Below are 26,912 nucleotides of genomic sequence, written 5' to 3' on the forward strand. Positions count from 1 at the left end.
ACTACCTAATTAAGTGCAGAATACAAAACAAGATGTCAACTAATTAACTTATTTATCTAAAGACGAGGTGAGTTTTTCATGATCCGTACAATTCTAATGATCATCGGAGCGATTGTAGTAATCGGTGCGATTCTTGCATTAATTTAATTTTTTTCTGAAGGAATGATGGAGCAGCTATGAATGTAGTAAACCATCATTCCTTTTTGGATTCCTTTAATGGAATAAGGGCTTCATTCAGGAAATAAGCGGCAGCATACTAAACTAATACATTTCAATAAGAGGTGAAAGCGGATGTTTAAAAATATTATACTTGCATATGACCATACTGACGGGAGCAGGAAGGCTCTTGAAAAGTCAATCGAATTACTTGCTCATAATAAAGAGGCTAACCTGACCGTTGTCCATGTCGCGGATAAAAGCGATTATAAAGACGAACAGGGAACGGAACAGTTCACACGTTCACTTGATGTCACCCATACCGGACTAAGTTCTCTTGATGCACAGAACCTGCCGCATAGTTATGACAATAAAATTGAAGATCGCCACCCAATCAAAAAGCAGAAAAACGCAGATGAATTTAAAGCTGTTAGAGAAGATCTTGAATCGAGAGGGATTCATGCAAATTATGAATTGCTTACAGGTTCAGAGGCAGACAGCATTTGCAGCTATGCAAATGACCATGAAGCAGATATCATTGTCGTAGGGAACAGCAGCAAAACAGGCATAAAAAAATGGTTCCTTGGAAGCGTCAGTGAGAAGATTTCACACAACTGTTCAAGCAGTATTCTAATCGTTAAATAATCAAATCATAAAGAAAAAGGCTGTCTCATCAAGGATGACACCACAAAACGGATACCGCTATGAAAGAAGGACTCATTCCTTCATGGCAGGAAAGCTATGGTGCCTTTCCTTATTTGAGACAGCCTTTTTACATTTCCCGATCCTGCTGGGCAAGGAGATCATTCATCCGGTCCTTTGCCATTTTTTTATCAAACGTACTGTAAATGCGATAATAATCTTCATCCAAAATACGATAGTGGTTGCTGATGAGATTCTGCTGAAGAATATACCCGCCGTCTTTATTGACTTCTTTCCACCAAATTTTCCCGCCAAGGGTTTTTTCTTTACGGTAATCAATATCTTCCCTTGCAATGACCTCGATGACTTCAAGAGGGTCACCTCCAAAAGAATTCATCAGGGTTTCACTGCTGCGAAAAAGCGCACAAACCGCAACGATTGTTGTCCATCCCGCTACCAGCCTGCCTTTTTCGATTTGTACCAGGGTTTTCTTGGAAACTCCAATAACAGAGGCCATCCTATCCTGAGTATATCCGGCTTCGGCCCGGATTACTTTCAATTTTTCAGAAACCAGCAGAATCAATTCTTCTTTTGTCATCACAGACCCACCTTCCAGTCATCCTTTAGTGTAATTTTACAACAACTATAAAGCTTTGACCATTTTACTTTTATTAAATAGTAATCGGATACTACTGACAGAATTTTTATTAAGCAATTCTTTTATAACCGCTATAAATGGAATGAATTTATTTACTAATATCCAATTTAAAGGGCTGATAATCTAGTAATTTAAGACATTAATTTTTGATTTAACGGTTATTTTCAGATAATTTTGGTGTTTTTTCCAATTCCCTCTATAAAAAATCCTTGATTAAAGATATATTAAGATTAGAGGTTTTACCAAAAGTATTATATAAAGATAAGAAGTCATACCCTTACAATGTAAATTTACTTTGATGATTAGAGGTGAGAACATGTCTCCTGTAAAAAAAGAAGTGATTAATTTCTTTATTGACCATAAAGCAGAAATTCTAAAAGGGTGGACCGATCAGCTTTCTCCTTCAGACTCTAATTTCACAAAAGAACAAATCATTGACCACGGCCTTCAAGTCTTTGAAAAATTCATTGAAGGTTTTCATCTCCCGCAGACGGATTTAGATCCCTATGTCCAGGAAGAAGCGTATAGAATTGCCAAAAAGAGGCTCGAGGCTGAAACCAATATCGGGGAATTTGTTTATAACTTGAATCTCGGCAGATCTGAAGTCCTCAAGCACTTAGGAGGCTTAAGCAGTGAATGGGCGGATTTACAGCGCATAATTAATAAGATAAATTTTTTCTTCGATAAATTTACATATTATACAGTATCACACTACTCCCATATGAAGGATCAGATTATCAAAGAAAAAGAGCAATATATCGATTCTCATCATGAAGACAGACTATCGCTGTTAGGCAAAATGACGTCCAGCTTTGTTCACGAGTTCAGAAACCCGCTAACTTCCATCAATGGATTCATTCAGCTTTTAAAAGCGGATAATCCAAATCTTTCTTACTTAGACATCATCTCGTCCGAACTTGATCAGCTTAACTTCAGAATCTCCCAATTTTTGCTGCTTTCCAAAAAGTCTTCCGTCATGACCGAAAAGACTTCATTCTCCCTCAATGGATTAATTACAGAGGCGCTTGCTTTCTTGTATCCTAGAATCCTTGAAGTCAACGTCACTATCATTAAAAATTTTGAAGAAGAATTTGAAATGATGGGCTGGAAAGAGGAGTTCAGGCAAGTCCTTATCAATATCATTTTTAATGCCATTGATGTATTGAGCACCAGGGAAGCAGACCCTCGGATCTGGATAGATACGACCTTACAGGGCAGCTCCTTCTGCCTCACCATCACCAACAACGGTGACAAAATTCCTGACGAAATACTCTCCAGTATCTTTGAGCCGTTTGTCACCTCAAAGAAAGATGGAACCGGCCTTGGACTATTTATCTGCAATGAAATTGTCGAGAAGCATGGTGGTAAGCTTACTTGTCATTCCACTGATGAATCCACTTCATTTATTATTACTTTGTCAGCAAAGTAGAAGGGCCGGTCTTTTTGAAGAAGCCTCTTCGAAAGACAGCCCGAATCTTTTACCGTTTATAGATTTCAAGCGAAGATGATTTGGTGCATCTATTTCTTTCAAAAACCTTTTTCATCGGCAGATTGTCCGAGTCAGTGACGCCTGCATAAACCTTTGCGTTAAGGCTCTTTAAAGAGGCTAAGGCAGTTTTGTGGATTTCCGCAGCATATCCACAGCCTCTGAAGTAAGGCATGATCCCAAAAAAGAAAAGCCTGCCCTCATCCTCAGTGTGTGGTTCTATATGAGGAATATAGAGTCCAGCGGCCTTTCCTCCCACTCTTACAAGAATTATCTTGTACTTGTCTGGCGCAACCTCAGAAGTAAGTGATTCTATTATATTTTCCGCTTCCTGCCGGTCATCCAGGATGTCTGTCAAACAGCTTAATGTTGTCTCAGCCTCTGGATCTTCGATAATTGAAAGAATTGAATCTGACGCCCCACCGGAGATATCCTCCAAATTCCTGAAGTAGACTTCCCTTTCCTTTACTTTATTAAATCCTAAGTATTTTAATTTTTCCGAGCAGCCAAATCCGGCAGGTACCGCCACTGTTACTCTCTTCTTCTCAGTAAGACTAAGAAGAAATTCTAAATGTTCAAATTCTTTATCACTGATTATTTTCGCTTTTCCATTCCATTCAAACGTGCTGTACCCCTCGCCCTCGAGCAATTTCCAATTCATAAAATTCACCTCCGCTTCATCAACCTTTTACTTAATCGTAAAATAGCGGGAAGTAAATTCCAATTAATTTATTCTAATTTATGAGTATTTTCACCTGAAAAGGGTATTGACTACTAACTTAATAAGAAAGGACTTCAATAGAATGACACAGAACGAAATATATTTTTTGTCTCCCAGTCACCAAAGAAGTCTAATGGCAGAAGGGTGGGCTCAGATACTGGATATTTCCGGCTGGAAATTCGACAGCGGCGGATGGTCAAGCACAGATTCCAGCCCTTTCAGTGTGGAAGCCATGAAAGAGCTCTGTATAGACATCTCTAAGAAAAAGAGAAAAAGAGCAGATTCCCATAAACTTAAGGAAGCTTCTGTCATCATTGCCATCCATGATTTCGAAGAGGATCTTGACTTTGAGATTCCTCCGCACTGCCAAAATAAAGTCGTCCATTGGAACTTGCCCAATCCTAAAAAAAGAGCGAAAACTCCAATAGAAGAATGGGTTTTTTACCAGGAAATTTGTGATTCGCTCGCTTTAAAAGTAAAGAGTCTTAAAGACGTATTAAATACGATCACATAAATAACCACCTCGTCACTTTGATGACCAGGTGGTTTTCTTTGTAGTTGTATTTGTAACTAAGTTGGATTTCAGCAAAGTTCTTATAAGAGGCTCTTTTCGTAAACTTTGTTGCTATTTAATACTTATTCCGTGAAATATCAATCTCAAGAAGGGAAAAGTCCGGCTCTTGGGATCTTTCCGAATGCAACAATATATTTGTAAACAGCCTTATAAAAACAGCCCAATTGACATCCGCGGCTTAACTAATCAAATTCAAAGGCGCTCTTAAAATTATTTTAATTTACGTAAAATACTCCAGCTTCGCATCTGGAAAAAATTTTTCCATGTAACCGTATAAGTTGTCCTTGATATCCTGCTCTTCATCTTTTTGATAAATGTACTTGCCTATCCCATATTTCCCCCATTTGTACCTTCTTTGATTTTCATCAAGCTCTAACTTGGTCATTGGATAGTTTTTCTCAATGACACGCTTGGCCGGCTTGGTGAAACGATGCTGGATGAATTCAAAAGTAAGATCTTTCTTCGCATAGTCCGGGAGTTCCGCATCCAGGCGCTCGAACATATGGTGATAGCCCTCTTCCCAGCCTTCATGAAGATAGATTGGCGCAACGATAAAGCCAAGCGGATACCCTGCTCTCGCTACCTTTCCAGCTGCTTCGATCCTTTTGGCAAGCGGCGATGTTCCAGGTTCAAAGTTTTTAATAACATAGTCTGCATTGATACTGAAGCGAAATCTTGTTTTTCCATTATGCTTAGCATCCAGCAAGTGATCGACATGATGAAATTTGGTTACAAACCTTAACTTGCCGTACTCCGATTCCCCAAAATGTTCAATGGCTCTTTTTAAAGAATGAGTCAAGTGGTCAATCCCGACAATATCGGATGTACAGGCTGCCTCAAACCTGGTGAATTCGGGGGCTCGTTCTTTCATATAGTTATCCGCCGCATCTAGAATTTCATCTACATTAACATAGGTTCGTATGTACGGCTTGCTTCCCATCGTGGTTTGCAGATAACAATAGTGGCAATGTCCCATACAACCTGTTGCAAATGGAATGGCATATTCTGCAGAGGGCTTCGAAGTATCGAATTTAAGTGTTTTTCTTACACCTACAACCAAAGTCGATTTCGCCACACGGTATTTCTGGAAGTGATTATCTCCAGGCAGATTCCGGACCTGATTATGTGAAGTCGTTTCTCGGATTTCGATATCAAGCTTTTCAAATTTCTCTTTCAACTCTTTCCCGAGAGGATATTCAAGTGCTCCCGGTTCAATATATACTAACTGAGGCATAAATGGTTTAATCATATCATGCCCTCCTATACATCGCCGAAATAGCTTTGATAGGCCTGTTCAGCTTGGTCGGCCGTCTGGTAAACAGCTATTTCATCATCCAGCGGATAATAGGTTTCATATAAAAATAAGGCAAGCTGAGATGGATCTTCAGGATTGTGGACCACAGCAGCTTCCTGAATATTCGCCACACTTTGAGTATGAGGATTTCGATACATCACATATACAACATCCCCCGCTTGATAAGGAGACAATTCATTATTTAAATCCATCTAAAAAACATCCTTTCGAATAAACAGTATGTATTCATTTTTCCTAAAGGATCTGTTTTTTATAGGTGGGTTTTTCTGGGTTTATAGTAAACGAGCTCTTTGCATTGCTCTTTTCTCAAAAAATGCGGATGTTTAAAATAATGGATTTCCGCTCCAGGTGTTCGACTCCGCGGGGCGGGCGGTGAGCCTCCTCGGCTTCATAAAAAGCGGAAGCGGCCGTTCAGCACTGTACGGATTTAAGGGCTCCTGCATGAGATAAAGGAATCACGAAGAGCGAGAGCGTTTCGATGATGACTTATCGCAAGGAAGGAGACCGAAATCCGCTAGGTGCTGGCCGCTGGAACTGGATTCGCCTGCGGGCTCTCACCTGTCATCAAAAGTGGAAGCGCCTTGGTCAGCCCCGACAGGCAAATGTTCTCAAGAGAAAAAAACGCGCTCTTTCCTTTTATTCTCTTGAGGTTATTTGACCCCGAGGGGCTAGGCGCTGGAACTAGACGCCCGCTAGTCCCGCAGGAGGTCGTACACCTTCCGCTCCAATCCTCTTTGAAACACTGAAAGATTTTTGAATATAATTGAGCTACATAAAGGCAAAAGAACAGCAATCCAACCCTAACAAAAAATGAAATGTTATTCAAAATTAGTGCCAATAAAAGAACAGAAATTGCACCACAGTATTTGAAAGAAGACTACGGATAGTGACAATCTCATAAAGAGAGTCTTCAATTTGTGGTATTGGTGGAATTAAGGGAGATCTTAACAGATTTATTATTGCCCAAAAAGAAGCGATCAGAGAGGCTCTGATGCTTCAAGACAATAATTTTAATATTTTTTAAAAAACAACAATGTTTTCGAAAACAGCTTTTAGAAAAGAGGTATAAAATGATTCTTTCAGCTCTTTTCTATTCAGTATGAAAAAAGAAAGCCCTCTCCTTTGTGAGAAAGCTTCCGCTATAAAGAATAAAGTAGTTTCGTGTTCTTCAACAGAATAGAATACACATCTTCCACTCTTTCATGTTTGATTTTGGCAATGGCTTCAATTGTCCTGTGAATCATTTTGGGATGTGTCATCTGCCCTTTAAAGGGACCTTCAAATTCCCAAGGGCCATCCGTCTCAACAAGCATTAATTCAAGAGGATAAGCATCGACAATCTCCGCAATTTCTTCTTCATATAAAAGATCAGGAGTTACCGAAAGATAGTAGCCGTTTTCTTTCATCTTCTTAAGCGTCTTGGAAGATCCTTTGAACCAGTGAAAATGAGCCTTATGAATGGACGCTTCCTCAAGCATCGGAACCACTATATCTGCGTCATCATAAACAGCATGAAGTGTGATAGGTTTCTCCAATGCCTTCGCCTGGCTGATGAACACCTTTAGTAATTCTATATAAGGACCAAGCTCCAAATCCGGATGCTCCTGCCTCAGATAATAAGGCAGGCCGACTTCCCCGACAGCAACCATCGTTTCTCTGTGTTCCTGCATGAACTGCAGAATACCTTGCAGTTCTCCATCTGAAGGAAGCGGCTGTTCGGGATGATAGCCAAAAGCCGGCCGGATTCTTCCATCCATTCTGGAAAGCCGCAGATTTTCATGACAGGACTTCAGATGAAAGGACACTGATATAAGAGCAGCGATGTTCTCAAGATGAAGGTCCGCTAAAATCAAATCCTGCTGGAGGGGTTGATACAAGTCCAAATGGATATGAGAATCAATAATGCGACTCCTCATTTCCTTACTCATGAACGGCCAGCTCTTTATATATCGTCTTTTTGCATTGAAGGAATTCCTCACTGAGCACGAGGCTCTCATCACGCGGCCTTGTAAAAGGAACCCGGAATTCCTTCTTGATAGAAGCAGGCCTTTGGGAAAGCACAATCAGCCTGTCTGAAAGAAACAGAGCCTCTTCAATGTTATGAGTTACAAAAATGATGCTTTTTCTATTCTCCTCCCAGATGGATAAAAGCCACTTCTGCATATCGAGACGGGTAAATTCATCCAGTGCTGAAAATGGTTCATCAAGGCATATGATTGGCTGGGGGCTGAGCAAAGCCCGTATGAATGCCACCCTCTGTTTCATGCCGCCGGATAACTCATGCGGGTATGCTTTTTCATATCCATCCAAACCTGCTCTCGCTATCATTCTGAGGGCACCTTCCCTGTCCTTTTCCCCGGACAACTCCTGGCCGAGCAAAACGTTGTCCACTACGTTTCGCCACGGTAAAAGCGCAGGGGCCTGCGGCATATAACTTATAAACCCTCTACGGCCATTGATATTCTCCCCATCGATTTTGATACTCCCCTTTTCCGGGGAATACAGCCCGCCTATCAGATGAAACAAAGTGCTTTTTCCACTCCCGGAAGGACCGAGGACGGATAGAAATTCTCCATCGCCGACTGAAAGGGAGAGATTATCCAGGATGAGCTGGTTATCAAAAGATTTATCCAGATTATCGATTCTCAACTTTTCCACTTCTCTCATCTCCTTTCGGCTGCCATTTGATCAGCCATTTTTCCATGCCGATGATTAAAGCAAAGAACACCAGGCTCAGCAGCATAATAGCAAAAATGGCAACAAATACCCTGTCCGTCCTGAAGGAAGATGAAGCCAGCGTCATGAATACCCCAATTCCTTGTTTGGCACCCAGCCACTCTGAAATGACGGCCCCCATCACACTATAAGTAGCCGAAATCTTCAACCCTGAAAAAATTGAAGGAAGAGAATGCGGCCATTCAAGCTTTAGAAATATCTGCATCTTGCTTGCGCCAGCCATCTGCATATAATGCTTAAGCTCATTGCCCGTCTGCCTGAAGCCATCCAACGCTGCCACTGCTACAGGAAAAAAACAGACAAGCGTGATGACAATCATCTTCGGCAGCAGTCCGAAGCCAAACCACACCACCAATAGAGGTGCAAGGACGATGATCGGTATATTTTGCGAAAGAATCAGCAGCGGATACACCGACTCCCTCAAGACCGGAATGAGGTGAAGCCCAACTGCCACAACCAAACCGATGCTGCAGCCAATTGCAAAGCCGAGAAGTGTCAAGAAAACCGTAGATGTCAGATGCTCTTGAAATGTAGGCCAAACAGCAATAGCTTCACCCCATACACGGGACGGAGAAGGAAGCAGCCACGCAGGAATATCAGCAGTCCGCACAGCGATTTCCCAAATAACGAACAAAAGGATGATGGCCACGGCAGGCCGCCATCCCCTTTGAAGGAATCTGTACATCATTTATATTTCTCCGTTAATTGATCCATGGAAATCCCATTCGGCTGATAAAGGATCTTCACCTGGGAAATCACATTTCTGCTTCCCAATTCGATCATTTTTTCATTCATCTTTTCAATCACTTTCATTAATTCAGTCAGGTCACCCTCCATTGTTGTTTCCAAAGGATGTACTTCATATTTCACTCCTGATTCTTCAATGACTGAAATGGCCGCATCCACATAAGGGATCACATCTTCACCATTTTTGGTTTTAGGTATTATTTGTATACTGACTAAACTATTTTTCATAATCTGAACACCTCTTATTCCGGCAAGAATTCATTGGTAAACGCTTGTTCTGCGTCAAGCTCTAATTCCAGAAGTTCATTCTCGAACATCCAATCAGCATAGTTTTTCCATACTTCCAGCTTTTGCTCTCCCCATCTTGGAGCATCGTCTGTATATCTGGAAGCAAGCCACTCCTGGCTTTTCTTAACAAGTTCCTCATCAAGGTCCGGTGCGGCATCAATAAGGATCTGTGCTGCCTCTTCCGGGTTATCTATACTAAAATTATACCCTTTTGAAGCTGCAGCTAAAAATGCTTTCACTGTTTCTGGATCTTCCTCAATCAGGTCTTCATTCGTCGTAAGGACCGGGGTATAGTAATCCAGCTTTTCCGAGTAGTCTGTTAAATAGATCATATTGATATCTTCATTTCTAAGCTCGGCCTCGATCCCTGTCCAGCCATAATAAATCCAGGCAAAATCGATGTCCCTTTGAACAGCAGTAAAGAAATCACTGTCTCCCATATTGACGATATCCACTTCCGAAACGTCGGCATTCTCCTGCCCCATGATAGAAGCCATTACCGCCTCTTCAACCGGTGATCCCCAGCCGCCATAGGTCTTGCCTTCAAAATCCTTCGGCGATTCAATATTCTTATCTGCCGGGGAAGCAAAGCCGGAGGTATTATGCTGAATAACCGCTGCGATCGATACAAGCGGTACATCCTGCACTCGTGCCTGGGTAACCCCTTCCTGGTAACCGACACCAAAATCAGCTTGGCCGGAAGCCACGATGGAATCTGCACCCGCTTCACCAGGCATGATGATTTCCACATCAAGGCCTTCTTCTTCAAAATATCCATTTTCCTTTGCTGCATATAAACCGGTGTGATTTGTGTTCGGAGTCCAATCCAATACAACCGAAACTTCTTTCAGCGCTTCTGATTCACTTCCGCTGCCGCTTTCGTTTTGTCCTTCATTGTTATTCTGTCCGCAGCCGGTGATCAAAACAGCCGAGAATAGAATTGCAAATGCCTTCTTCATTAAGGTTCCTCCCTGTTGGTCAAAAATTACGAGTCATATATAGAACCTGTCATATTAAAATTGCAGTCTGTTTCATGGAATAAAAAAGCGTCCCGGAATGGACCCGGGACGCATATTGAAAACAGAATGACCGTTTAGAATATGTTCCCTACGCTGGTCTCAGCCAGATCAGGTTCCAAGGGTCAGTATCTATCAGGATACAATCTCAACCAGCTTCACTGGTCCCCCCACTATTCTCGCATATTAAATTCATTTCCACCCTCTACTTTGACACACTATTTCCTATAATTCAAGAAATAACATCATAGAATCTATTCCTTTGAAGCACATAAGCCCTCTGATTTTGAGGTTTGGTTCATCCAAGCTATAATGAATGGGAATAAGAATGACGAGGAGGAGACAGATGGAAAGAGTACAACTAACAAACGACCTTACTTTCTCAAGGTTCATTCATGGTCTGTGGCGCCTATCCGACTGGAATCAATCAAAGGAAGAAACCTTGAAGCTTATTGAAGAGGTATTGGAAACAGGCATCACCACTTTTGATCACGCCGACATTTACGGCAGCTATACATGTGAGGATTTATTCGGCGAGGCATTGGCTTTAAAACCATCTTTACGAGAGAAGATGGAAATCGTCACTAAATGCGGAATCGTTCTGCCGTCTACTAATCGTCCCGAACACAAAACACACCATTATAATACAAGCAAGAAACATATCATGGAGTCAGCAGAAAATTCGTTGACCAGCCTGAAAACGGATTACATAGATGTGCTTCTCATTCACCGTCCGGATCCATTTATGGACCCTGAACAAACTGCTGAAGCATTCAATCAGCTTCATAAAGAAGGAAAAGTACGCCACTTTGGTGTTTCCAACTTCAAGAGCCATCAATTCAGCATGCTTCAGTCCTATCTTGACTTTCCTCTGATAACCAATCAGATAGAGTTATCGCCCTATGTACTGGAAAACTTTCAAGACGGCACAATTGATCACGCCCTTCAGAACCGAATTCCTCCGATGGCCTGGTCGCCATTGGCAGGTGGGGAAATCTTTTCGAGTGATGACGAGAAAGCTGCACGCCTGCGCAGCACCTTGGAAAAAATCCGTGCGGAAAAAGATGCGGATGGCATTGATCAGATCATTTACGCCTGGTTATTGAATCATCCGTCCCGAATCATGCCGATCATCGGGTCCGGGAAACTGGACAGAATCCGTACTGCTGCTGCTGCTCAAGACATTCACCTTAATCATGATCAATGGTTTGAGATTCTTCAAAGCTCCATGGGGCATGACGTACCTTAATTTCTACTAAAAAAAGAATCCTGCGCATAGAAGCAGGATTCTTTTTTATACATACCTTTCGCCGCTTAATTCATTGTCACCGAGAACCTTGGTGATCGACTTCTCCACATAGTGTGAAAGATACTCTTTTTGCAGTTCATTTTTACTCAACTCATAGAGCTGTTTATCGGATACTTTATAAATTCCAATTCGAAGTAGTTGTTTAATATAAAAATCTTCTGTAGAACTTAATTTTCTTTGCTGCACGGTTAATCCCTCCGAAGAGAGTATACCCGCTTTTCATATTTTCTAACCTCAGGAAGAAATTTTTAATAGTTTGGCTGTTTGACTGGCAGGCTTACCGATACAATGGTCCCCTTCCCTTCTTCACTTTCATACTGGATAGACCCATGATGTTCTTCAATAATCTTAAAACTTACCATTAAACCCAGGCCGGTTCCATCCGATTTAGTCGTATGAAAAGGTGTACCGAGGTGGGCCAGGTTTTCTTTAGAAATTCCCTGTCCTCCATCTTTTATTGTCAGCTTGATCATCTCTGAATTCGGCATTTCTGCTTTAATGGCAACCTCTCCGCCAAAAGGCATAGCCTCCATACCATTTTTAATCAGGTTAATCAAAACCTGTTTGACATGTTTAGCATCGCACTCCAGCATAGGTAGATCTGAATCCGTCTCTCTGAAGAAGCTGACATCCTGATTTTTGGCATCACTGTCCATTACTTTCAAGACATAATCAATGACCTCATTGATATCCTGCATCTCGAAATTCATCCCTTTTGGCTTCCCGATAACCAACAAATCATCAAGCAAAGAGGAAATCCGCTCTATCTCATTCGTCATAATCGTATAGTACTCGCCGTCTTCAGGATGCTTCTCATGCTGCAGCTGAGTGAAGCCTTTCAACGATGCCAAGGGATTTCTGACCTCGTGGCTGATTGATGTAGCGAACCTTCCGACAGCTGCGAGTTTTTCGGCATGGCGGAGTTCGTCGTTCATTTTAATTCGTGTCTTCATATTGGATATATAACGATTGAGAATGATAAATGATATAAGAGAAAAAATACCGTAAAGAAAAATAGCTAATACCATACTTCCGTGTTGGAAAATAACCGCCAACAGAGCATACTTGAAAATAAAGCCTGCAGAAGTATACCAAAAGAAACGCTTGTTGATGAATAACGGGGAAAAAAGTATAAATACTAACTCAACTGCATTTCCAATCCCCAAAACACTATTAGAATTTTCTAATTGAATCAAGATATTATTCACAATATCCACAGTAAGAAAACCAAATAGATAAAAGTACTTTACTGCAAAGATTTTTCCGATCTTATTAAGATACATGGAGATAGGGAGAAATAAAATAAAAATCAGATGGTACCAAAAACCAAGCCCCCCGTCAGGTAAACCAAAACTATTTCTTTCACTTAAATATGGGAGTAAATAATAATAAAATACATCATATATAATCAGGCAAATATAGAACAACGCCAAAAAAAGTCTTAAGGCTTTGATTTCTTCGCCTTCTAAGAAGAAGGATTTATTGGATTGCTTTTGTTTGTTCATTGTTTACTCCTCTAATTTCATTCATGCTAGAATGACTTTAATGGACTATCACAAATAATGATATAGTAAAAAAGACTCAATGTAAATTGTTGTAGAATTATGTAGAATATTATCGTTTTTAACAAAAGAGTGTCTCATTTTAAAGTTTTTCTAGGAAGCGTTATTTTCATTTGGCTCCTTAGTGCTGGTAAATTTTTTGTACCATGAAACAGCGAGGAATGAAGAGAACGCTAAAAACGGCAGCAAAACAAAAAAACCATCCCAGAATTCAACTGCTGTTACAGGCTGTTTTATATTCATAAACATTATGTTTACTATGAAAATTAGTTGCGGAATAGAATAAACAGCTAATAGTCCGAACATAATTACAGTTCCAAAAACATATAACAAACTATACGATTTTACTAACCATTCTTCACCTTCGTAAACCTCTTCTTCCTCATGTTTCTGTACCCATGGCATCTTATTTATTAGATAAGCTTTCGAATTTTCCATGAGATTATACACACCGGTCAGATTTTCCAATACATAATACAAATCAGTCTTCATAAAAAAACAGACCTGATATAAAAGTCTTAAAATGGTTGTTAGACTTATTAGACGAAGTACCCCTGTTATGAGTTCCATTTCATAAAAAAACAGTTGAAGAATTAAGCAAGTAAATAATACTGCTATATCAAAGCATATGCCTGCAAGGTATAATGTGGTTCTATTTTTAGGGGAAAGCTGCCAAGCTTCGCTTAAATCAGTTTGCAAAACAATAAAAAACAGCCTGGTCCCTATTTCCAATCGAGCAGGGAGGTTTCTAGACCTGATGGCAAGTATATGCCCGGCTTCATGGATAAGTACAAACGGAAGAGATATTAAAGCAACCGAGAGAATATTGACCATATTTAAGTCATATAAAAACAGGTCCTGGTAAACAGGAATTAAAGCGGGGAACTTCATAAATAAAATAATGGTAAGAAGGAATAAGAAAAAGTAAATTATGACTGAAACTCTGTTAAAAAACACCTTTCCTGCCATAGGAGGAATCCACAAAAATTGGGCTGGGACCTTTTCCACAGCCGGAGATATCTTGATATCTTCATCATCGATTTTAACAATAAAGTTCATTTCTATTAAAACTTCCATAAATTCCATAACGCTTGTATTTTCTTTTCTTAATTCATCTTCCAGTTTTTCTTGAACAATTTTAATTGAATTTCCTTCTGATAACAGCCTTATAACACTTACTGCAAGAGCAGGCATCTCAAAATATTCGTGTGTCATTTTATTCTGAACAATAAAGTTTTTCCTATCTTTCTTTGCATCATATGGAACTAAAGTTATTATGCTTTGTTTATTCATCGCTTTAGCCAATCCTCCCTAAAAAAAGAGAGACTGAATAGATCCAAGTCTCTCTTTCCACATCAAGCTTTCCATAAATAGCACCACCAGCAAGTCAGCTTCAACTTATTCAGCTTTCTGATTTTCATAATCTCACCTCACTCTCTTGTGTATTGATTCTTGAATTCAGGATTAGGTCGCTTGATGTCTGATAGTGCTCATGAAGTAAAACCCATTCAGTAAAGACTTCTTTAAATATATCAATAAGATCAGGGTCAAACTGTGTGCCCTTCCCTTCAAGAATTCTATTAAATGCAGTTCCAACTGGCAATGCTTCCCTGTATGACCTCGTCGATGTCATTGCATCAAAAGCATCGGCGATTGCTGTGACTCTTGCCAAGATTGGAATATCCATCCCTTGTAATCCTTCAGGATATCCCTTTCCATCCCACCTTTCATGATGAGAGAGAATGACGCCTGAACTATCATTTAAATTTTCAACTTTTTCAACTGCCTTAGTCCCGACTACTGGATGAGTTTTTACAATATCAAACTCTTCTTTAGTTAATCTGCCAGGCTTCCTAAGGATATGATCGGGTATATTAATTTTCCCAATATCATGAAGCAAACAAGCATAGTAAAATGAATTCAATTCTTCTTGCGTGAAATTCCCCATCTTTTTCGCCAATATAAGAGCATAGTTCGCTACTCTCTCACTATGTCCTTTAGTATAAGGGTCTTTTAGTTCCAGCGTAGCTATTATACCTTTCACTATAGCTTCCAACTGCTTATTATATGATGTTTTTATCGCACTCACATACCCAAGAATTCTTTTCAATAACAGGTAAGCCATGGAGGAAATCACCAAAGTAAGAATAGCCGGAAAAATCACCTTCATATCATGAATAAAAAAAGCTACTGTTACGTATTTCAAAATAACAGACCCAGTGATGACCAGGAAAAATAGTTCACTGACAAAGATAGGCGAAAATACAATCAAAAATAGTTCAACCACATTTCCGCTTGTATATTCAATCCCGCTTCCGCCATAGATTGTTAAATCATTGACTAAATTAAGAACCATATAGCTGATTACAAAAGCATACTTGATTCTATGTTGGTTATGTTTATAAACCACCAGCAGTACAGGAATCAATAGAAGTAAAATTATGTAGAGAATATATCCAAAACTCGATTTAAATCCAATTTCACCATCTGTAACAAATGGATTAAAAAAATAGAAGAATCCGTCATACAAAATCGAAATAGTAAAAAACAAAACTAAAAACCATTTTAGTGTCCTTTTTTCTTCAAAAATCAAAGTCGAATCTTTTATATTTTTTAACATGGCAGGCCTCACTTGCTGTAAATAGAATTATGTTTAAAAAGCGCTCAATTGTCGTCATTCGACAATTTTCATTCTATAGCAAAAGTCCCATCCGGGGAATAGTTTATTTTGCTTATTTAAGGTGAATTTTCCCAATAGCTGATATTAACAAGGCTAATTAGCGCTTACTCGGGTATAAATCGAGTAAAATATTCATTTTTAGCGAAGGTAAATTTCTATTCTTTTCTATTCTGTATATCGGTTCATTTTCAGCGTGCTGAATAGAAGTCCTTCAAAAAGAGACTATAGTACTACTCTCCCTCTAGATGAGCTGAACTTTTCTATAATAAAAAAAGGCCCTCTGAGTCAGGGCCTTTTCATCAATCCGCAAGTTTTTGCTCTATATTGCTGTTCCTCTTCATTAAGAAGTCGATGGCGAGCCAGAAGAAAACAGAGACCAAAGCGTAAATTCCAATTGAGTAGTAGATATCTTCAGTTTTCCATTCTAGCTTAGGAATGAACAGTCCTAATAAACCTGTAAAAATATAATAACTTCCAATCAGATGGAAGAACAGTTTTTCGGTAGTCAAGTTTCTTTTCTCCATATAACCTTTGCCTGCTTTTCCTAAGAAGATTGCAATTCCCCTGATGATAAAATACACGGAAAAAGCAATAATAATAGCAATCACTGTAGAATTGTTAAAGACGTTTGCCATTTTAATGCTCCTTTCAACAAATACCATTGTTCATTCTTAAGATTGTACCATAAGATCATCAATTTTGAGTAGGAATTAAATTCCAATATATTTTTTTTGTATTTTACCTCCCTGTACCATGTGGTATAGTGTTAAATAGCTATTATCCCTAAAGGAGAATTTTCTTATGTCCAGTTTAAAAGATAGAATTGATAAACTATCTCCTGCCCAGTTAATTGTAGTTTTCTATTGTGCGGCAGTCGGAATTTCAATCCTATTACTTAGTCTGCCTATCACTGCCCAGCCGGGTGTAGACTTAAGTTTCATTGATATTATGTTTACCGCAGTAAGCGCCATAAGTGTCACAGGGCTTACTGTTATTCAGATAGTAGATACCTTCAGTACGGCAGGCATCTTCATCCTGATATTCATACTGCAAATCGGCGGCATCGGAATTATGACCCTTGGAACCTTCCTATGGCTGATCATAGGGAAAAAAATTGGTTTGAAAGAACGCCGGTTAATAATGACCGATCAAAATCAATCTAACCTTTCCGGCTTAGTCAACTTAATGAAGCAAATCCTGTTAATCATCCTATTAATCGAATCTGTCGGTGCTCTTATACTAGGTACATATTTTCTAAAGTATTATCCTGTCTGGCAGGATGCGTATCTGCATGGCCTCTTCGCCAGTGTCAGTGCTACAACCAATGGCGGTTTCGACATCACCGGACAGTCGCTCATTCCATATGCAGATGATTATTTTGTTCAGTGTGTCAATATCATCTTAATCACCCTGGGAGCCATAGGATTCCCTGTTCTCATTGAATTAAAGGATTTTCTTATGAATAATAATGACAAGCGGGTAAGGTTCCACTTTTCTCTTTATACCAAGTTGACGACCGTTACCTTCTTTTCTCTAATGGTTGTGGGAACGATTCTGATTCTTGTTATTGAGTTCAATCGTTTTTTCCAAGGTATGTCGTGGCATAAATCTTTTTTCTATGCGTTTTTCCAATCCACAACTACACGAAGCGGAGGACTGGCAACCATGGATGTCAGCCAATTTTCGGAGCCCACCCTCATCATTCTCTGTATGTTGATGTTCATTGGTGCTTCCCCAAGTTCAGTTGGAGGCGGAATAAGGACCACGACATTTGCCATTAATATTCTTTTTCTTATCAACTTTGCAAGAGGCAGGTCAACGATTAAGGTTTTCCGCAGGGAGCTGGATCAGGCTGATGTGATTAAATCATTGGCAGTAACATTACTTGCCAGCTTTATGTGTGCCGGGTCTCTTATCATTCTGTCGATTACCGAGTCTCACTCATTCCTGGAAATTTTATTTGAAATTTGTTCAGCATTCGGAACCGTTGGACTATCAATGGGCATTACTCCTGATTTAACCGTTATCGGCAAACTCATCATAATGGCCCTGATGTTTATCGGAAGAATCGGACTTCTTACTTTCCTCGTTATCCTGGGCATTAAGCAGAAAGAAACTTTGTATAATTATCCTAAAGAAAAAGTCATCATCGGGTAAAAATCTATGTATCAATGAAATCATTTCAATAGGTTCAACCTTAAAAAGCAGTGGACCCAGTCGTTGCCACTGAAAAAGTCCAATCAAAAATCTAAAAGGCAGAACCGTTCAATTCAAAGAACGGTTCTGCCTTTTTCTAGTCAGGTACTATTAAAAGTGTTGGTTTCCGTTTAAGATGCAAGACTCCACTCGGCTGGCGCACGGTGAAGCGGGCTTTACAGCGAAAGCAGCTTGTTATTTTCTTAATTAAGTACAGCGATAAAATAAGGGGAGTTTTTCCCGTTAATTACAATTTCTAACCTCAAGTTGCAGTAAATAGAGGGAGTTTTTCCCCTTATGAGAAGAAACAGCACCTATTTTCTAATGTAGTAAGTCAAATAAGGGGATTTTTTCCCTCTATTTAAGCTGTTTTCTCATACTTTTCAGCAAATAAGGGGAACTTTTCCCTCTATATAACTAGCTTAAGTATTGAAACTGGCTGTTCGATACCGGTGGTCACTTCTTCAGACCCTTGAATCCGCATCTTTCCCTCGACTAGTTGAGAAAGCACCTCCCCAGGCCTGGCAGGCTAATGTTGCAAAAATCATAAATGAGAAGAAAGAGTGACTTTATTTCTACAACCCACTGAATGTGTTATCTGTTTATCCCATTAGCTTTAGAGTCTTTTAAGTGGCTCCAGCCCACTGCTTTTTTTATGAGATCAATATTACCGCTGACTGATTTTAGAGAAAGAAGAATGGAAAGTTATGTTAAAATATAGAAAAAAGCGATTACTCAGTTAAAGTACAGAGTAATCGAAGAAGAGGAGAACAGTATGAGTGAACAAGTTGCAGCCATGAAGGAACTGATCTCATTAGAAGATGGAATTACATTAGTTTATCAAGAACCTAAAGAATACTTACGATACTATTCCGTTTATTATGGCCAAAAATATGCAGACTACTTTTTTAGAAGGTCTCCGGAAACAATGTTAGAAATTGCCTCCATTTTTGACTGCGGGTACTTTATCATGAAGGATGAAGAGATCATTGGCGGTGTATTCCTAAAGCCGAATTTCATGTCAGATTTGTTTGTGGTGCCTCCCTATGAGGATTATGAGGGATTAGTACACAGGCTTTTAAACTATTTAAAAAAGGTATCGAAGACTGACGAGAAAATCATTCTGAGAGATATAATAGAAGAACACACAGCAGCTTTCGAGCAAAATGGATGCCGGGTTCAAGAAACTAATTATTGGATGATTCGTCCAACACAACCTCTAGTGCCTGTGCTTCCTGAAGGATATCTTTCAAAACCGGTTGCACCCGAAGACACGAATGATATAGCCTGTTTAATTATGAAATCCTATCAAGCGAATCCTGCTTATAAACAAATTGGTTCCAAAGAGGATTATATTCAACATATAAAGGAATTCATTGAAAAATATCAAAGCAATACTATCATGGATGAGTGTTCAAGAGTGATCATAGATCAGAATACTAACAAACTAGTTGGTGTGTGCCTCCACATGGAATTTGAAGATTATCCTCTGATCATGAGTTTAGCTGTGGATCCTGAACATCAACGCAGGGGGCTGGGAGGGTTCTTGTTAACCCATTCTATAAACATATCGAGCAAAGGATATCCAGCTGCACGCTTGGCCGTCATAAAAGGAAATTCAGCGATTAAGCTTTACGAGGCCATGGGATTCATCAGAAATAAATCAATATCGGATATGTACTTAGTATAATTTAGTCCTAAATGGCCGTTAAACTGAGTGGAGCTTCCTGAAGTAAACTTTACGGTCAGCAGCTTAAGGCTCTGACCTTTTTGTATGCAAAGATATATATTTAAAGCAAAGAGATAATCCGTCTCAGAAGTGACCTCTTTTATACAAAGAAAAAGAGCGCCAATTCACTATAGAATCAGCACCCCATCAAAACCGAAACCAGCCATTTCTTTATTTATCTTTGACCCTGAGGAGTCTCAGCCCATTTAACGTCACAATTAAAGTAGCTCCCATATCGGCGAATATCGCAATCCAAAGGGTGAGCCATCCTGGAATGACCAGGAGAAGCGCAAGCAGTTTGATACCTAAAGAAAAGGCGATATTTTGTTTGATAATGAACAGGGCCTTACGGCTGAGTTTTACCGTAAAGGGCAGTTTTCTTAAATCGTCCCCCATCAAGGCTATATCTGCCGTCTCCAATGCTGTATCGGTGCCCGCTCCACCCATGGCGATGCCTACAGAAGAAGCCGCCAGGGCAGGTGCGTCGTTCACTCCATCCCCGACCATTGCAACCTTCCCGTAGCTCTCACGAAGTTCTTTAATATACGCCAGCTTTTCCTGAGGCAGTAATTCCGCTGCTGTGTCACTAATATTGGTTCGTTTGGCAATGGCTGCTGCTGTTCCTCTATTATCTCCAGTCAGCATAATGGTTTTATTTATTCCCAGCTTATAAAGCTTTTCAACGACTTCTGAGCTGCTCTCCCTGATTTCGTCAGCGACAGCCGCCAATGCGAGGACTTCTTCTTTTGTACCTAATACAATGACTGTTTGCCCTTCATTTTGGAGATTCGCTATAGTCCTTTTTATGTCTTCTGAGAGTGGATAGTCCCTGACTTCCTCCATAAAAGCAGGGCTTCCTGCATAATAGCTTGTAAAACCGATTTTTCCTTGAATTCCTTTTCCTGTAACAGAAGTGAATTCTTCCACCTCTACCGATTGGTAATCAGCCTTTTCCTCTTCGGCCTGCTTCATAATCGCGGAGGCGAGAGGATGTTGTGAGCCATTTTCAAGGGCAGCGATCAGTTTCAGGTATTCATTCCTTTTTTCTTCCTTAAAAGAAATGAACTCTGTGACCGCAGGCCGGCCTTTTGTAAGAGTTCCTGTTTTATCAAAAGCGATGGCTTTCAAAGCACCCATTTCTTCTAAATAAATTCCGCCTTTAATCAAGACCCCGTTCCGGGCAGCATTTCCGATGGCCGTAACTATAGAAACCGGTGTTGAAATGACCAGCGCACACGGACAGCCGACTACGAGGACAGCGAGACCCTGATAAACCCACTCGCTCCATTCAGCATTGAACAGTAACGGAGGAATAACAGCTGTAAGGATGGCGACCAAAATCACTGCGGGTGTATAGTATTTTGCAAAACGGTCGACGAATGCCTGTGATGGAGCCCGCTCAGCCTGAGCCTCTTCAACCAGATGAATGATTTTCGCTATTGTGGTATCCTCAGCAAGCTTTGTCACTCTGACTTCAAGCAACCCTTCTTCATTCAAGGTGCCGGCGTACACCTCATCATTTTGCTGCTTGGTTACCGGAACTGATTCCCCTGTAATGGCAGCCTGGTTGACTGCGGAAACACCTTTTTCAACTATTCCATCCATCGCGAGCTTCTGCCCAGGCTTCACAATCATGATATCCCCGATTCGGATATCATCTATTTCAACCTGCATTTCCCTTCCATTCCTTTTAATCAACGCTTCTTTTGGGGCAATATCCATCAGAGAGCGAATGGACTGCCGCGCCTTATCCATCGAATAGGATTCCAGGACTTCACTGATGGCAAACAGAATGACAACCGTTGCCCCTTCTCCCCATTCGCCAATAAACGCAGCTCCGATTATGGCAATCGTCATGAGCGTCCTCATATCGAATTCGAGACGCATTAAATTTTTCAGGCCCGTTGTAAAAAGGCGATAGCCTCCAATGGCAATGGAAGCCAGATAAGCCAGGACCGACAAAATGCTTTCTTCACCGTAAAATTGTCCAAGCGACCAGCCCATAATCAAAAAGACGACCGAAAGCAGAACATTTCCGTATTTTTGGATGAAGGGCTGTTTATCTTCATTTGTAAAACGCTGGTTTTCAGGGATCAGTTTAAGACCTTCAAACGCTCCTGCTTTTTCAAGTTCTTCAATGGTTGTATCTCCATAGACAGTGAGCTTAGATGCTCCAAAATTAACATTTGCTTCAGAAACACCATCCAGGTGCTTCACGTTCTTTTCGAACTTTGCGGCACAGCCTGCTCAGGAAAAGCCCTGAACGCGGTAGGTCGTTTTATCTGCTGTCTTTACCAAACCTTCAGCCACGTTGTTCCACCTCCTTATGATGGGTGATGGCAATGCTTATCAGGCTTCTGACATGGTCATCATCCAGGGAATAATACACCAATTTTCCCTCTTTGCGATATTTTGCAAGCCCCATATTACGAAGCAGCCTTAGGTGATGAGAGGCAGTAGCCGTGGTTGCCCCGACAATTTGGGCTACATCACAGACACACAACTCTTTTTCAAGACTGAGGGCATAAGCGATCTTCATTCTAGTATCATCCGATAATGCTTTAAATATTTTTGCCGCACCGTTTGTATTGGTTTCCGCAAGCTCCTCTTGGATGGAAGCCGCTTTCTCACTTTCAAAACAATTCACTTCACAAACATCTTTCTGTTTCATCTCTTCACCCCATCAATCAAACGTTCATTTGAATATTAGTATATGTAAGTTCAAGAAATCTGTCAAAACATTCTACAATTTGTGCTGTAACCCACCGACGTGCTGAAGTGGGCTGTCCCTCTTAGTATGATCTCCCGTTAACACAATAAAGTATGAACAAACTAAAAAGAACCGTCCCGTTTTAGGAAGGTTCTTTAGTATTTTCTTAATTATTCCGGTTAGCAGCTCTTAGCTGTCCCCCTTATCCCACCGCAACAGGATTAGTAGCGCTTCAGCCCTTTAACGTATTAAGAGGGACTGTCCCTGGCAGCGCTTTAACGTATTAAAGGTATTTCCTTTGTACATTACGTCCTTCATAAGTGAACAGCATCTGCTTGTTTTCTACCTGAGTTTCGATGTGAACGGGCCTGCCCCAAAGCTGATGGACATATGGGAGCACCTTCTCAAGATATTTAATGTCCAGTTCTATGCCCTCATACCAATGCTTCAGATAGAGCTCACCATTTTTCATATAGTCACCGTCATTTACGGTAATGAACGGAAACCCTCCGTTCACCCGCATTCCCACAAGCTGGTCCCGGACTTCTTTCCATTCTTTATCGACAATCTTATAGTCCTTACCCTGTTTCTGGAAAAGATACATATCCTCCCGCATTACCAGGTCCTTGGTCAAATAGTTGCGCAGGAAGGAAATATCCGATTCAATTTCTCTGACCTCGAACATTTTTTCCCTGCCGGATCCAGGCTTTTCGCCTCGTTTGATCATTGCCTCGGTTGGATTATTGTAACGCTCCTCAATATCTTCAAAAATCTTCAAGCCCAGATAGTATGGGTTGATGCTTGTTTTCGAAGGCTGCACCACTCCGGCATTCAACTTGGCGAATTCTATGGATTCACCGCTGGTCAAGTCCATTTCTCTTATAATTCTTTGATGCCAATAGGAGGCCCAGCCTTCATTCATGATCTTCGTTTCCAGCTGAGGCCAGAAATAAAGCATTTCCTCCCTCATCATGGTGAGGATATCACGCTGCCAATCAGCAAGTTCACGACTGAATTGCTCAATGAAAAGCAATATATCCTTCTCTGGCTGCGGCGGAAATTTCTTTTTCACTTTCCTTCGTTGTTTTCTCTCTTTATTCGGTCCTTCATCCAGAGACCATAAGTCATCGTATGGTGTGATGGAAGCAACCTCCTCTTTCTCCCACTCTACATCCTCCATACTCCAAGCCAGCTTTGGCCGCATCAAGGAAGGATCAATATGCTCGTCAATGGCAAGAACTGCATCAAGAAAGGTTTCAACTTCTTTTTTTCCATGCTCAATTTCATATTGCCGGATTCTGTCCGCCGTCGCTGCCATACTTTCAACCATATCTCTCTTTGTATTCTGAAACCTGACATTATTTTTGAAAAAATCACAGTGAGCCAGTACGTGAGCAACAATCAACTTGTTTTGGATAAGTGAGTTCGAATCCAGCAAAAACGCATAACAAGGATTTGAATTAATGACGAGTTCATATATCTTGCTCAAGCCCAGGTCATAGTGAAGCTTCATCTTATGATATTGTTTTCCGAAGCTCCAATGAGAAAAACGCGTCGGCATCCCATAAGCCCCAAATGTATAAATGATATCTGCAGGACAGACCTCATAGCGCATCGGATAAAAATCAAGCCCAAAACCTTTGGCAATTTCCGTGATTTCGCCAATTGCCTGCTGTAATGCTTTCTGTTCCTCTTCTCTCATCCCGGTTCCCCCCAGTAAAAATTTACACCTCGTCACCTTGGCTGCTCTTATTTGAATATATGAAATGGGATAAGGTTTCATGAGAAGAATAAAATGCTTATTAGTGAGGTTAAAAGAAACGGCGATCACTTATGGGCAATTTCACTGAAATGGAGAAAATATAAGAGTTTGCTGATGCATTGAGTTTCTGTTCCATGGGTTCTTTGCTGGCGGGCCAATATTTATAAAAAGGCGGCTGCAGGCATGATAGCGGGGACACCTGGACTCCTTTTTCTCTCTTCTGGTGTCTCTCGAGGGCTTCTCGAAGGACACCTGGACCCCTTTTTCTCTCTCTGGTGTCTCTCGGGGGCTTCTCGAAGGACACCAACAACCCTTTTTCTCTCTTCTGGTGTCTCTCGGGGGCTYCTCGAAGGACACCAACAACCCTTTTTCTCTCTTCTGGTGTCTCTCGGGGGCTCCTCGAAGGACACCAACAACCCTTTTTCTCTCTTCTGGTGTCTCTCGGGGGCTTCTCGAAGGACACCAACAACCCTGGTGTCTCTCGGGGGCTTCTCGAAGGACACCTGGACCCCCTTTTTCTCTCTCTGGTGTCTCTCGGGTTCCTCTCGAAGGACACCACAACCCCTTTTCTCTCTTCTGATGTCTCTCGGGGGCTTCTCGAAGGACACCTGGACCCCTTTTTCTCTCTCTGGTCTCTCAGGTTCCTCTCGAAGGACACCACAACCCCTTCTCGCTCTCTTAGTGTCCCCCAGAGTCCTCTCGTGGGACACCACAACCCCTTTTTTTCTCTTCTAGTGTCACTCATGATGCAGGTTTGACTTAATAATTCCATGCTGCTTAAAAGCGGTGCTGCTTCATCAAATTTTTCAAAGTCAAATACGCCTGCTCCTCCTAACTAAAAAAGGGCCTCCATTTAGAGACCCTTCCCAATCTTAACTTCCTGTTAATTTTCCCTTAAGCCGCACTGCCGGAATAACAGCCAATAGCAGTAAAATCGCACTAACTATAAAAACCGATTCGATTCCGAATTGTTCGGTAAAAAAACCAGCTCCCAATGAAAACAAGCCAAATATAAGTGTAGTCACAGCTCCCTGTGCGGCAAAAACTTTCCCAAGCCTCTGAGGACTGACACTGTGCTGGACAGCGGTCTGCAGGAGAATCACTTTCATGCCGTCAAAGAAACCGAAAACCACTGAAAATATGAGGGAAAGCAGCGCAATGCTGGTCAACCCGAAAAATAAAGTGGCCATTGAAGTGAACAAGAGTGCCACCGGAAGCCAGCGGTAAATATCTCCTGAGAAAAACCTGTGTGTCTTTAACAGCAGTACACCGGCTGCTATAAGTCCGATGAAAAAAGCGCCGTTGATAAAGCCCCACCATTCTTCTCCCCTGCCGAGCTGCTGATCAACATAGATATAAAGAATTGCGGCAATCCAGACGACCGTTGCTGCGGATTCAATCGCATAAATAAAGAAGATATTCCTCAACCTTGAACTTCTCCAAATATCTCCCCAGCCTTCTGCCATTTTCGCTGCAAAGCTGAGCTCTTTTTCCTGTTTCATCGGAATGCCAGCACTATTCAACGGCAGGCTGAACATCATTAAGCTGCTGGCAAGAAATAAGAATGACGTCAGGACCAGCGTCCACTCTACTCCTGCAAAAGCAACTAGTATCCCCCCAAAAGCCCATGCAGAAAACTGAACCGCCTGATCGACTGTAGAAAGAAACCCGTTTGCGCCCATTAAATCCTCCCTTCTAACGATGGAAGGAACAAACGCATTTCGAGCAGGAAGAGCCCAGCCATCTAAAAACGCAACACAGCACACAAGCAGGAAAACTGCCAAAAGGTTTCCTGTTTTTAAAAACAACAAAAGAGAGAGAACCACCAGTAATGCGGTTTTGAAGCATTGTGAGTAAAACAACAGATTCTTCAAATGAAACCGGTCCAGGATAAGAGGGGCAATCACACTGCTTATGAACCTGGAAAATGTAATCACCACCGGGATGATACTCATCATCAAAGCAGACTCCGTAATGTTAAAAACTGCCGCTATGACCGCGACAATAAATAAAACATCTCCTCCGTTTGCCAAAGCCTGGCCAATCCATAAATAACGAAAGGCTCGTGTTTTCATCATTCTTCCTCCTTACATAATATGAAGTTGTTTGAGAAAAGAATGAATATCACAAGGGACTGGCTCCTTTCTGTTTATGGGGAAAATTTAAAAGACCTCTGTATAAAAGGCTGTTTTCGCATATATATTGTTGCTTTCGGAAAAATCCCAAGAGCCGGATTTTTCTCCGGATACTAAGTGTTTACTCTCTAATCGAGGGAGGAGCAGCTCTTTTCTTTTCGTTATTACAAGATTATTCTTTATTATAATGATCAATTTCTCGGAATTAGCATTAAATAGCAACAAAGTTTACGAAAAACTCCCATGACGGCGCTTCCCGCCGCCACCATCTATCATCAAAATAGACGTTACCCTATATAAAGGTCTGCTTTTATAATTGTCTGACCATAATGAGCCTAACAATACTGCCAGTCCGGAGACTCTTTGGTGGATCTTCTAATTGAAGATACCCTGTACGAAAAACTGGTTGTGACAGACTTGAAGAACCATCTATTGTGCCTGTGTGTGGTACGTATACAAAAATTTTGTATTAATTCGCCTGTCGCTTGTA

The 26,912-nt window shown here is 41.0% G+C and carries 25 protein-coding genes and 1 riboswitch; of the genes, 6 read left to right on the plus strand and 19 right to left on the minus strand.

All coding sequences use genetic code 11. The annotated features are described in order from the left end of the window. Window positions 1-291: 291 nt before the first annotated feature. Window positions 292-801 carry a universal stress protein gene (locus FZC79_RS12770; RefSeq protein WP_148947168.1) on the plus strand — a complete coding sequence of 170 codons (510 nt, stop codon included), beginning with the start codon at window positions 292-294 and terminating at the stop codon, window positions 799-801. A 127-nt stretch (window positions 802-928) separates the two neighbouring features. Here the strand turns inward: FZC79_RS12770 and FZC79_RS12775 are convergent, their stop codons facing one another. Beyond that, the gene (locus FZC79_RS12775; RefSeq protein ID WP_148947169.1) at window positions 929-1,396 is read right to left on the minus strand and encodes a helix-turn-helix transcriptional regulator; all 468 of its coding nucleotides are present in this window, start codon (window positions 1,394-1,396) and stop codon (window positions 929-931) included. Window positions 1,397-1,772: 376 nt separating this feature from the next. Between FZC79_RS12775 and FZC79_RS12780 the strand changes: the two genes are divergently transcribed. After that, window positions 1,773-2,885: a histidine kinase N-terminal domain-containing protein gene (locus FZC79_RS12780; RefSeq protein ID WP_148947170.1), complete on the plus strand. Its 1,113-nt coding sequence runs from the start codon at window positions 1,773-1,775 to the stop codon at window positions 2,883-2,885. Window positions 2,886-2,934: 49 nt separating this feature from the next. Here the strand turns inward: FZC79_RS12780 and FZC79_RS12785 are convergent, their stop codons facing one another. Then, window positions 2,935-3,603: a GNAT family N-acetyltransferase gene (locus tag FZC79_RS12785; protein ID WP_148947171.1), complete on the minus strand. Its 669-nt coding sequence runs from the start codon at window positions 3,601-3,603 to the stop codon at window positions 2,935-2,937. 193 nt (window positions 3,604-3,796) lie between these two features. On the opposite strand from FZC79_RS12785, the gene FZC79_RS12790 reads away from it, so the two are divergent. Then, a complete protein-coding gene (locus FZC79_RS12790) occupies window positions 3,797-4,177 on the plus strand; it encodes a hypothetical protein (protein WP_148947172.1) in 381 nt (126 codons plus the stop codon). A 280-nt stretch (window positions 4,178-4,457) separates the two neighbouring features. Here the strand turns inward: FZC79_RS12790 and splB are convergent, their stop codons facing one another. The 7 genes from splB to FZC79_RS12830 all read right to left on the minus strand — a co-directional run bounded on the left by splB (window position 4,458) and on the right by FZC79_RS12830 (window position 10,282). After that, entirely contained in the window at window positions 4,458-5,486 is a 1,029-nt protein-coding gene (splB, locus tag FZC79_RS12795; RefSeq protein WP_148947173.1) for a spore photoproduct lyase, read from the minus strand. 11 nt (window positions 5,487-5,497) lie between these two features. Continuing rightward, window positions 5,498-5,743: a transcriptional regulator SplA domain-containing protein gene (locus FZC79_RS12800; protein ID WP_148947174.1), complete on the minus strand. Its 246-nt coding sequence runs from the start codon at window positions 5,741-5,743 to the stop codon at window positions 5,498-5,500. Window positions 5,744-6,691: 948 nt separating this feature from the next. After that, a complete protein-coding gene (locus FZC79_RS12810; protein ID WP_252183322.1) occupies window positions 6,692-7,468 on the minus strand; it encodes a TatD family hydrolase in 777 nt (258 codons plus the stop codon). A gap of 4 nt (window positions 7,469-7,472) precedes the next feature. Next, window positions 7,473-8,210, minus strand: a complete 738-nt coding sequence (locus tag FZC79_RS12815) for an ABC transporter ATP-binding protein (RefSeq protein ID WP_187442769.1) — start codon at window positions 8,208-8,210, stop codon at window positions 7,473-7,475. Then, the gene (locus FZC79_RS12820) at window positions 8,188-8,973 is read right to left on the minus strand and encodes an ABC transporter permease (protein WP_148947196.1); all 786 of its coding nucleotides are present in this window, start codon (window positions 8,971-8,973) and stop codon (window positions 8,188-8,190) included. Before FZC79_RS12820 ends, FZC79_RS12815 begins: the two co-directional genes overlap by 23 nt. Continuing rightward, window positions 8,973-9,263, minus strand: a complete 291-nt coding sequence (locus FZC79_RS12825) for an MTH1187 family thiamine-binding protein (RefSeq protein ID WP_148947176.1) — start codon at window positions 9,261-9,263, stop codon at window positions 8,973-8,975. The genes FZC79_RS12820 and FZC79_RS12825 overlap by 1 nt, the downstream gene beginning before the upstream one ends. A 14-nt stretch (window positions 9,264-9,277) precedes the next feature. Then, window positions 9,278-10,282: an ABC transporter substrate-binding protein gene (locus FZC79_RS12830; protein ID WP_148947177.1), complete on the minus strand. Its 1,005-nt coding sequence runs from the start codon at window positions 10,280-10,282 to the stop codon at window positions 9,278-9,280. A 128-nt stretch (window positions 10,283-10,410) separates the two neighbouring features. Then, window positions 10,411-10,521: riboswitch (TPP riboswitch) on the minus strand. A gap of 164 nt (window positions 10,522-10,685) precedes the next feature. Here FZC79_RS12830 and FZC79_RS12835 point away from each other — a divergent pair. After that, the gene (locus tag FZC79_RS12835) at window positions 10,686-11,588 is read left to right on the plus strand and encodes an aldo/keto reductase (protein WP_148947178.1); all 903 of its coding nucleotides are present in this window, start codon (window positions 10,686-10,688) and stop codon (window positions 11,586-11,588) included. A gap of 45 nt (window positions 11,589-11,633) precedes the next feature. Here FZC79_RS12835 and FZC79_RS24070 read toward each other — a convergent pair whose 3' ends face one another. The 5 genes from FZC79_RS24070 to FZC79_RS12860 all read right to left on the minus strand — a co-directional run bounded on the left by FZC79_RS24070 (window position 11,634) and on the right by FZC79_RS12860 (window position 16,525). Next, entirely contained in the window at window positions 11,634-11,834 is a 201-nt protein-coding gene (locus FZC79_RS24070) for a Fur-regulated basic protein FbpA (protein ID WP_148947179.1), read from the minus strand. A gap of 62 nt (window positions 11,835-11,896) precedes the next feature. Then, window positions 11,897-13,153: an ATP-binding protein gene (locus FZC79_RS12845; protein ID WP_148947180.1), complete on the minus strand. Its 1,257-nt coding sequence runs from the start codon at window positions 13,151-13,153 to the stop codon at window positions 11,897-11,899. A gap of 150 nt (window positions 13,154-13,303) precedes the next feature. Next, window positions 13,304-14,503 (minus strand): hypothetical protein, encoded by a 1,200-nt coding sequence (locus tag FZC79_RS12850; RefSeq protein WP_148947181.1) that lies wholly within the window; start codon window positions 14,501-14,503, stop codon window positions 13,304-13,306. Between the two features lie 124 nt (window positions 14,504-14,627). Further along, window positions 14,628-15,830, minus strand: a complete 1,203-nt coding sequence (locus tag FZC79_RS12855) for an HD-GYP domain-containing protein (protein ID WP_148947182.1) — start codon at window positions 15,828-15,830, stop codon at window positions 14,628-14,630. A 359-nt stretch (window positions 15,831-16,189) separates the two neighbouring features. Further along, window positions 16,190-16,525, minus strand: a complete 336-nt coding sequence (locus tag FZC79_RS12860; protein ID WP_148947183.1) for a hypothetical protein — start codon at window positions 16,523-16,525, stop codon at window positions 16,190-16,192. Window positions 16,526-16,691: 166 nt separating this feature from the next. Here FZC79_RS12860 and FZC79_RS12865 point away from each other — a divergent pair, with 166 nt between their 5' ends. Together FZC79_RS12865 and FZC79_RS12870 are read left to right on the plus strand one after the other, a co-directional pair. Then, window positions 16,692-18,047 carry a TrkH family potassium uptake protein gene (locus FZC79_RS12865; protein ID WP_148947184.1) on the plus strand — a complete coding sequence of 452 codons (1,356 nt, stop codon included), beginning with the start codon at window positions 16,692-16,694 and terminating at the stop codon, window positions 18,045-18,047. An 814-nt stretch (window positions 18,048-18,861) separates the two neighbouring features. Further along, window positions 18,862-19,776: a GNAT family N-acetyltransferase gene (locus FZC79_RS12870; protein ID WP_148947185.1), complete on the plus strand. Its 915-nt coding sequence runs from the start codon at window positions 18,862-18,864 to the stop codon at window positions 19,774-19,776. Between the two features lie 210 nt (window positions 19,777-19,986). Here FZC79_RS12870 and FZC79_RS12875 read toward each other — a convergent pair whose 3' ends face one another. The 5 genes from FZC79_RS12875 to FZC79_RS12895 form a co-directional block, all read right to left on the minus strand. Continuing rightward, window positions 19,987-22,125, minus strand: a complete 2,139-nt coding sequence (locus FZC79_RS12875; protein ID WP_252183323.1) for a heavy metal translocating P-type ATPase — start codon at window positions 22,123-22,125, stop codon at window positions 19,987-19,989. Then, window positions 22,118-22,486 (minus strand): ArsR/SmtB family transcription factor, encoded by a 369-nt coding sequence (locus FZC79_RS12880; RefSeq protein WP_148940985.1) that lies wholly within the window; start codon window positions 22,484-22,486, stop codon window positions 22,118-22,120. The genes FZC79_RS12875 and FZC79_RS12880 overlap by 8 nt, the downstream gene beginning before the upstream one ends. Before the next feature lie 322 nt (window positions 22,487-22,808). Then, entirely contained in the window at window positions 22,809-24,227 is a 1,419-nt protein-coding gene (locus tag FZC79_RS12885; protein ID WP_148947186.1) for a SpoVR family protein, read from the minus strand. Window positions 24,228-24,336: 109 nt separating this feature from the next. Then, entirely contained in the window at window positions 24,337-24,945 is a 609-nt protein-coding gene (locus tag FZC79_RS12890; protein WP_187442770.1) for a hypothetical protein, read from the minus strand. Window positions 24,946-25,159: 214 nt separating this feature from the next. Continuing rightward, entirely contained in the window at window positions 25,160-26,365 is a 1,206-nt protein-coding gene (locus FZC79_RS12895) for an MFS transporter (RefSeq protein WP_148947188.1), read from the minus strand. Window positions 26,366-26,912 lie beyond the last annotated feature (547 nt).

Origin of the sequence: Rossellomorea vietnamensis, from assembly GCF_008180615.1 — a bacterium.
GTDB lineage: Bacteria > Bacillota > Bacilli > Bacillales > Bacillaceae_B > Rossellomorea > Rossellomorea vietnamensis_D.

Excerpts from the sequence above, each read along its gene's own strand:
- FZC79_RS12855 (WP_148947182.1), bottom strand. The coding sequence starts at position 15,830 with ATGTTAAAAAATATAAAAGATTCGACTTTGATTTTTGAAGAAAAAAGG.
- FZC79_RS12880 (WP_148940985.1), bottom strand. The coding sequence starts at position 22,486 with ATGAAACAGAAAGATGTTTGTGAAGTGAATTGTTTTGAAAGTGAGAAA.
- FZC79_RS12885 (WP_148947186.1), bottom strand. The coding sequence starts at position 24,227 with ATGAGAGAAGAGGAACAGAAAGCATTACAGCAGGCAATTGGCGAAATC.
- FZC79_RS12825 (WP_148947176.1), bottom strand. The coding sequence starts at position 9,263 with ATGAAAAATAGTTTAGTCAGTATACAAATAATACCTAAAACCAAAAAT.
- FZC79_RS12790 (WP_148947172.1), top strand. The coding sequence starts at position 3,797 with ATGGCAGAAGGGTGGGCTCAGATACTGGATATTTCCGGCTGGAAATTC.
- FZC79_RS12865 (WP_148947184.1), top strand. The coding sequence starts at position 16,692 with ATGTCCAGTTTAAAAGATAGAATTGATAAACTATCTCCTGCCCAGTTA.
- splB (WP_148947173.1), bottom strand. The coding sequence starts at position 5,486 with ATGATTAAACCATTTATGCCTCAGTTAGTATATATTGAACCGGGAGCA.
- FZC79_RS12835 (WP_148947178.1), top strand. The coding sequence starts at position 10,686 with ATGGAAAGAGTACAACTAACAAACGACCTTACTTTCTCAAGGTTCATT.
- FZC79_RS12830 (WP_148947177.1), bottom strand. The coding sequence starts at position 10,282 with ATGAAGAAGGCATTTGCAATTCTATTCTCGGCTGTTTTGATCACCGGC.
- FZC79_RS12820 (WP_148947196.1), bottom strand. The coding sequence starts at position 8,973 with ATGTACAGATTCCTTCAAAGGGGATGGCGGCCTGCCGTGGCCATCATC.
- FZC79_RS12770 (WP_148947168.1), top strand. The coding sequence starts at position 292 with ATGTTTAAAAATATTATACTTGCATATGACCATACTGACGGGAGCAGG.
- FZC79_RS12800 (WP_148947174.1), bottom strand. The coding sequence starts at position 5,743 with ATGGATTTAAATAATGAATTGTCTCCTTATCAAGCGGGGGATGTTGTA.
- FZC79_RS12895 (WP_148947188.1), bottom strand. The coding sequence starts at position 26,365 with ATGATGAAAACACGAGCCTTTCGTTATTTATGGATTGGCCAGGCTTTG.
- FZC79_RS12810 (WP_252183322.1), bottom strand. The coding sequence starts at position 7,468 with ATGAGGAGTCGCATTATTGATTCTCATATCCATTTGGACTTGTATCAA.
- FZC79_RS12785 (WP_148947171.1), bottom strand. The coding sequence starts at position 3,603 with ATGAATTGGAAATTGCTCGAGGGCGAGGGGTACAGCACGTTTGAATGG.
- FZC79_RS12860 (WP_148947183.1), bottom strand. The coding sequence starts at position 16,525 with ATGGCAAACGTCTTTAACAATTCTACAGTGATTGCTATTATTATTGCT.
- FZC79_RS12775 (WP_148947169.1), bottom strand. The coding sequence starts at position 1,396 with ATGACAAAAGAAGAATTGATTCTGCTGGTTTCTGAAAAATTGAAAGTA.
- FZC79_RS12780 (WP_148947170.1), top strand. The coding sequence starts at position 1,773 with ATGTCTCCTGTAAAAAAAGAAGTGATTAATTTCTTTATTGACCATAAA.
- FZC79_RS12845 (WP_148947180.1), bottom strand. The coding sequence starts at position 13,153 with ATGAACAAACAAAAGCAATCCAATAAATCCTTCTTCTTAGAAGGCGAA.
- FZC79_RS12850 (WP_148947181.1), bottom strand. The coding sequence starts at position 14,503 with ATGAATAAACAAAGCATAATAACTTTAGTTCCATATGATGCAAAGAAA.
- FZC79_RS12870 (WP_148947185.1), top strand. The coding sequence starts at position 18,862 with ATGAGTGAACAAGTTGCAGCCATGAAGGAACTGATCTCATTAGAAGAT.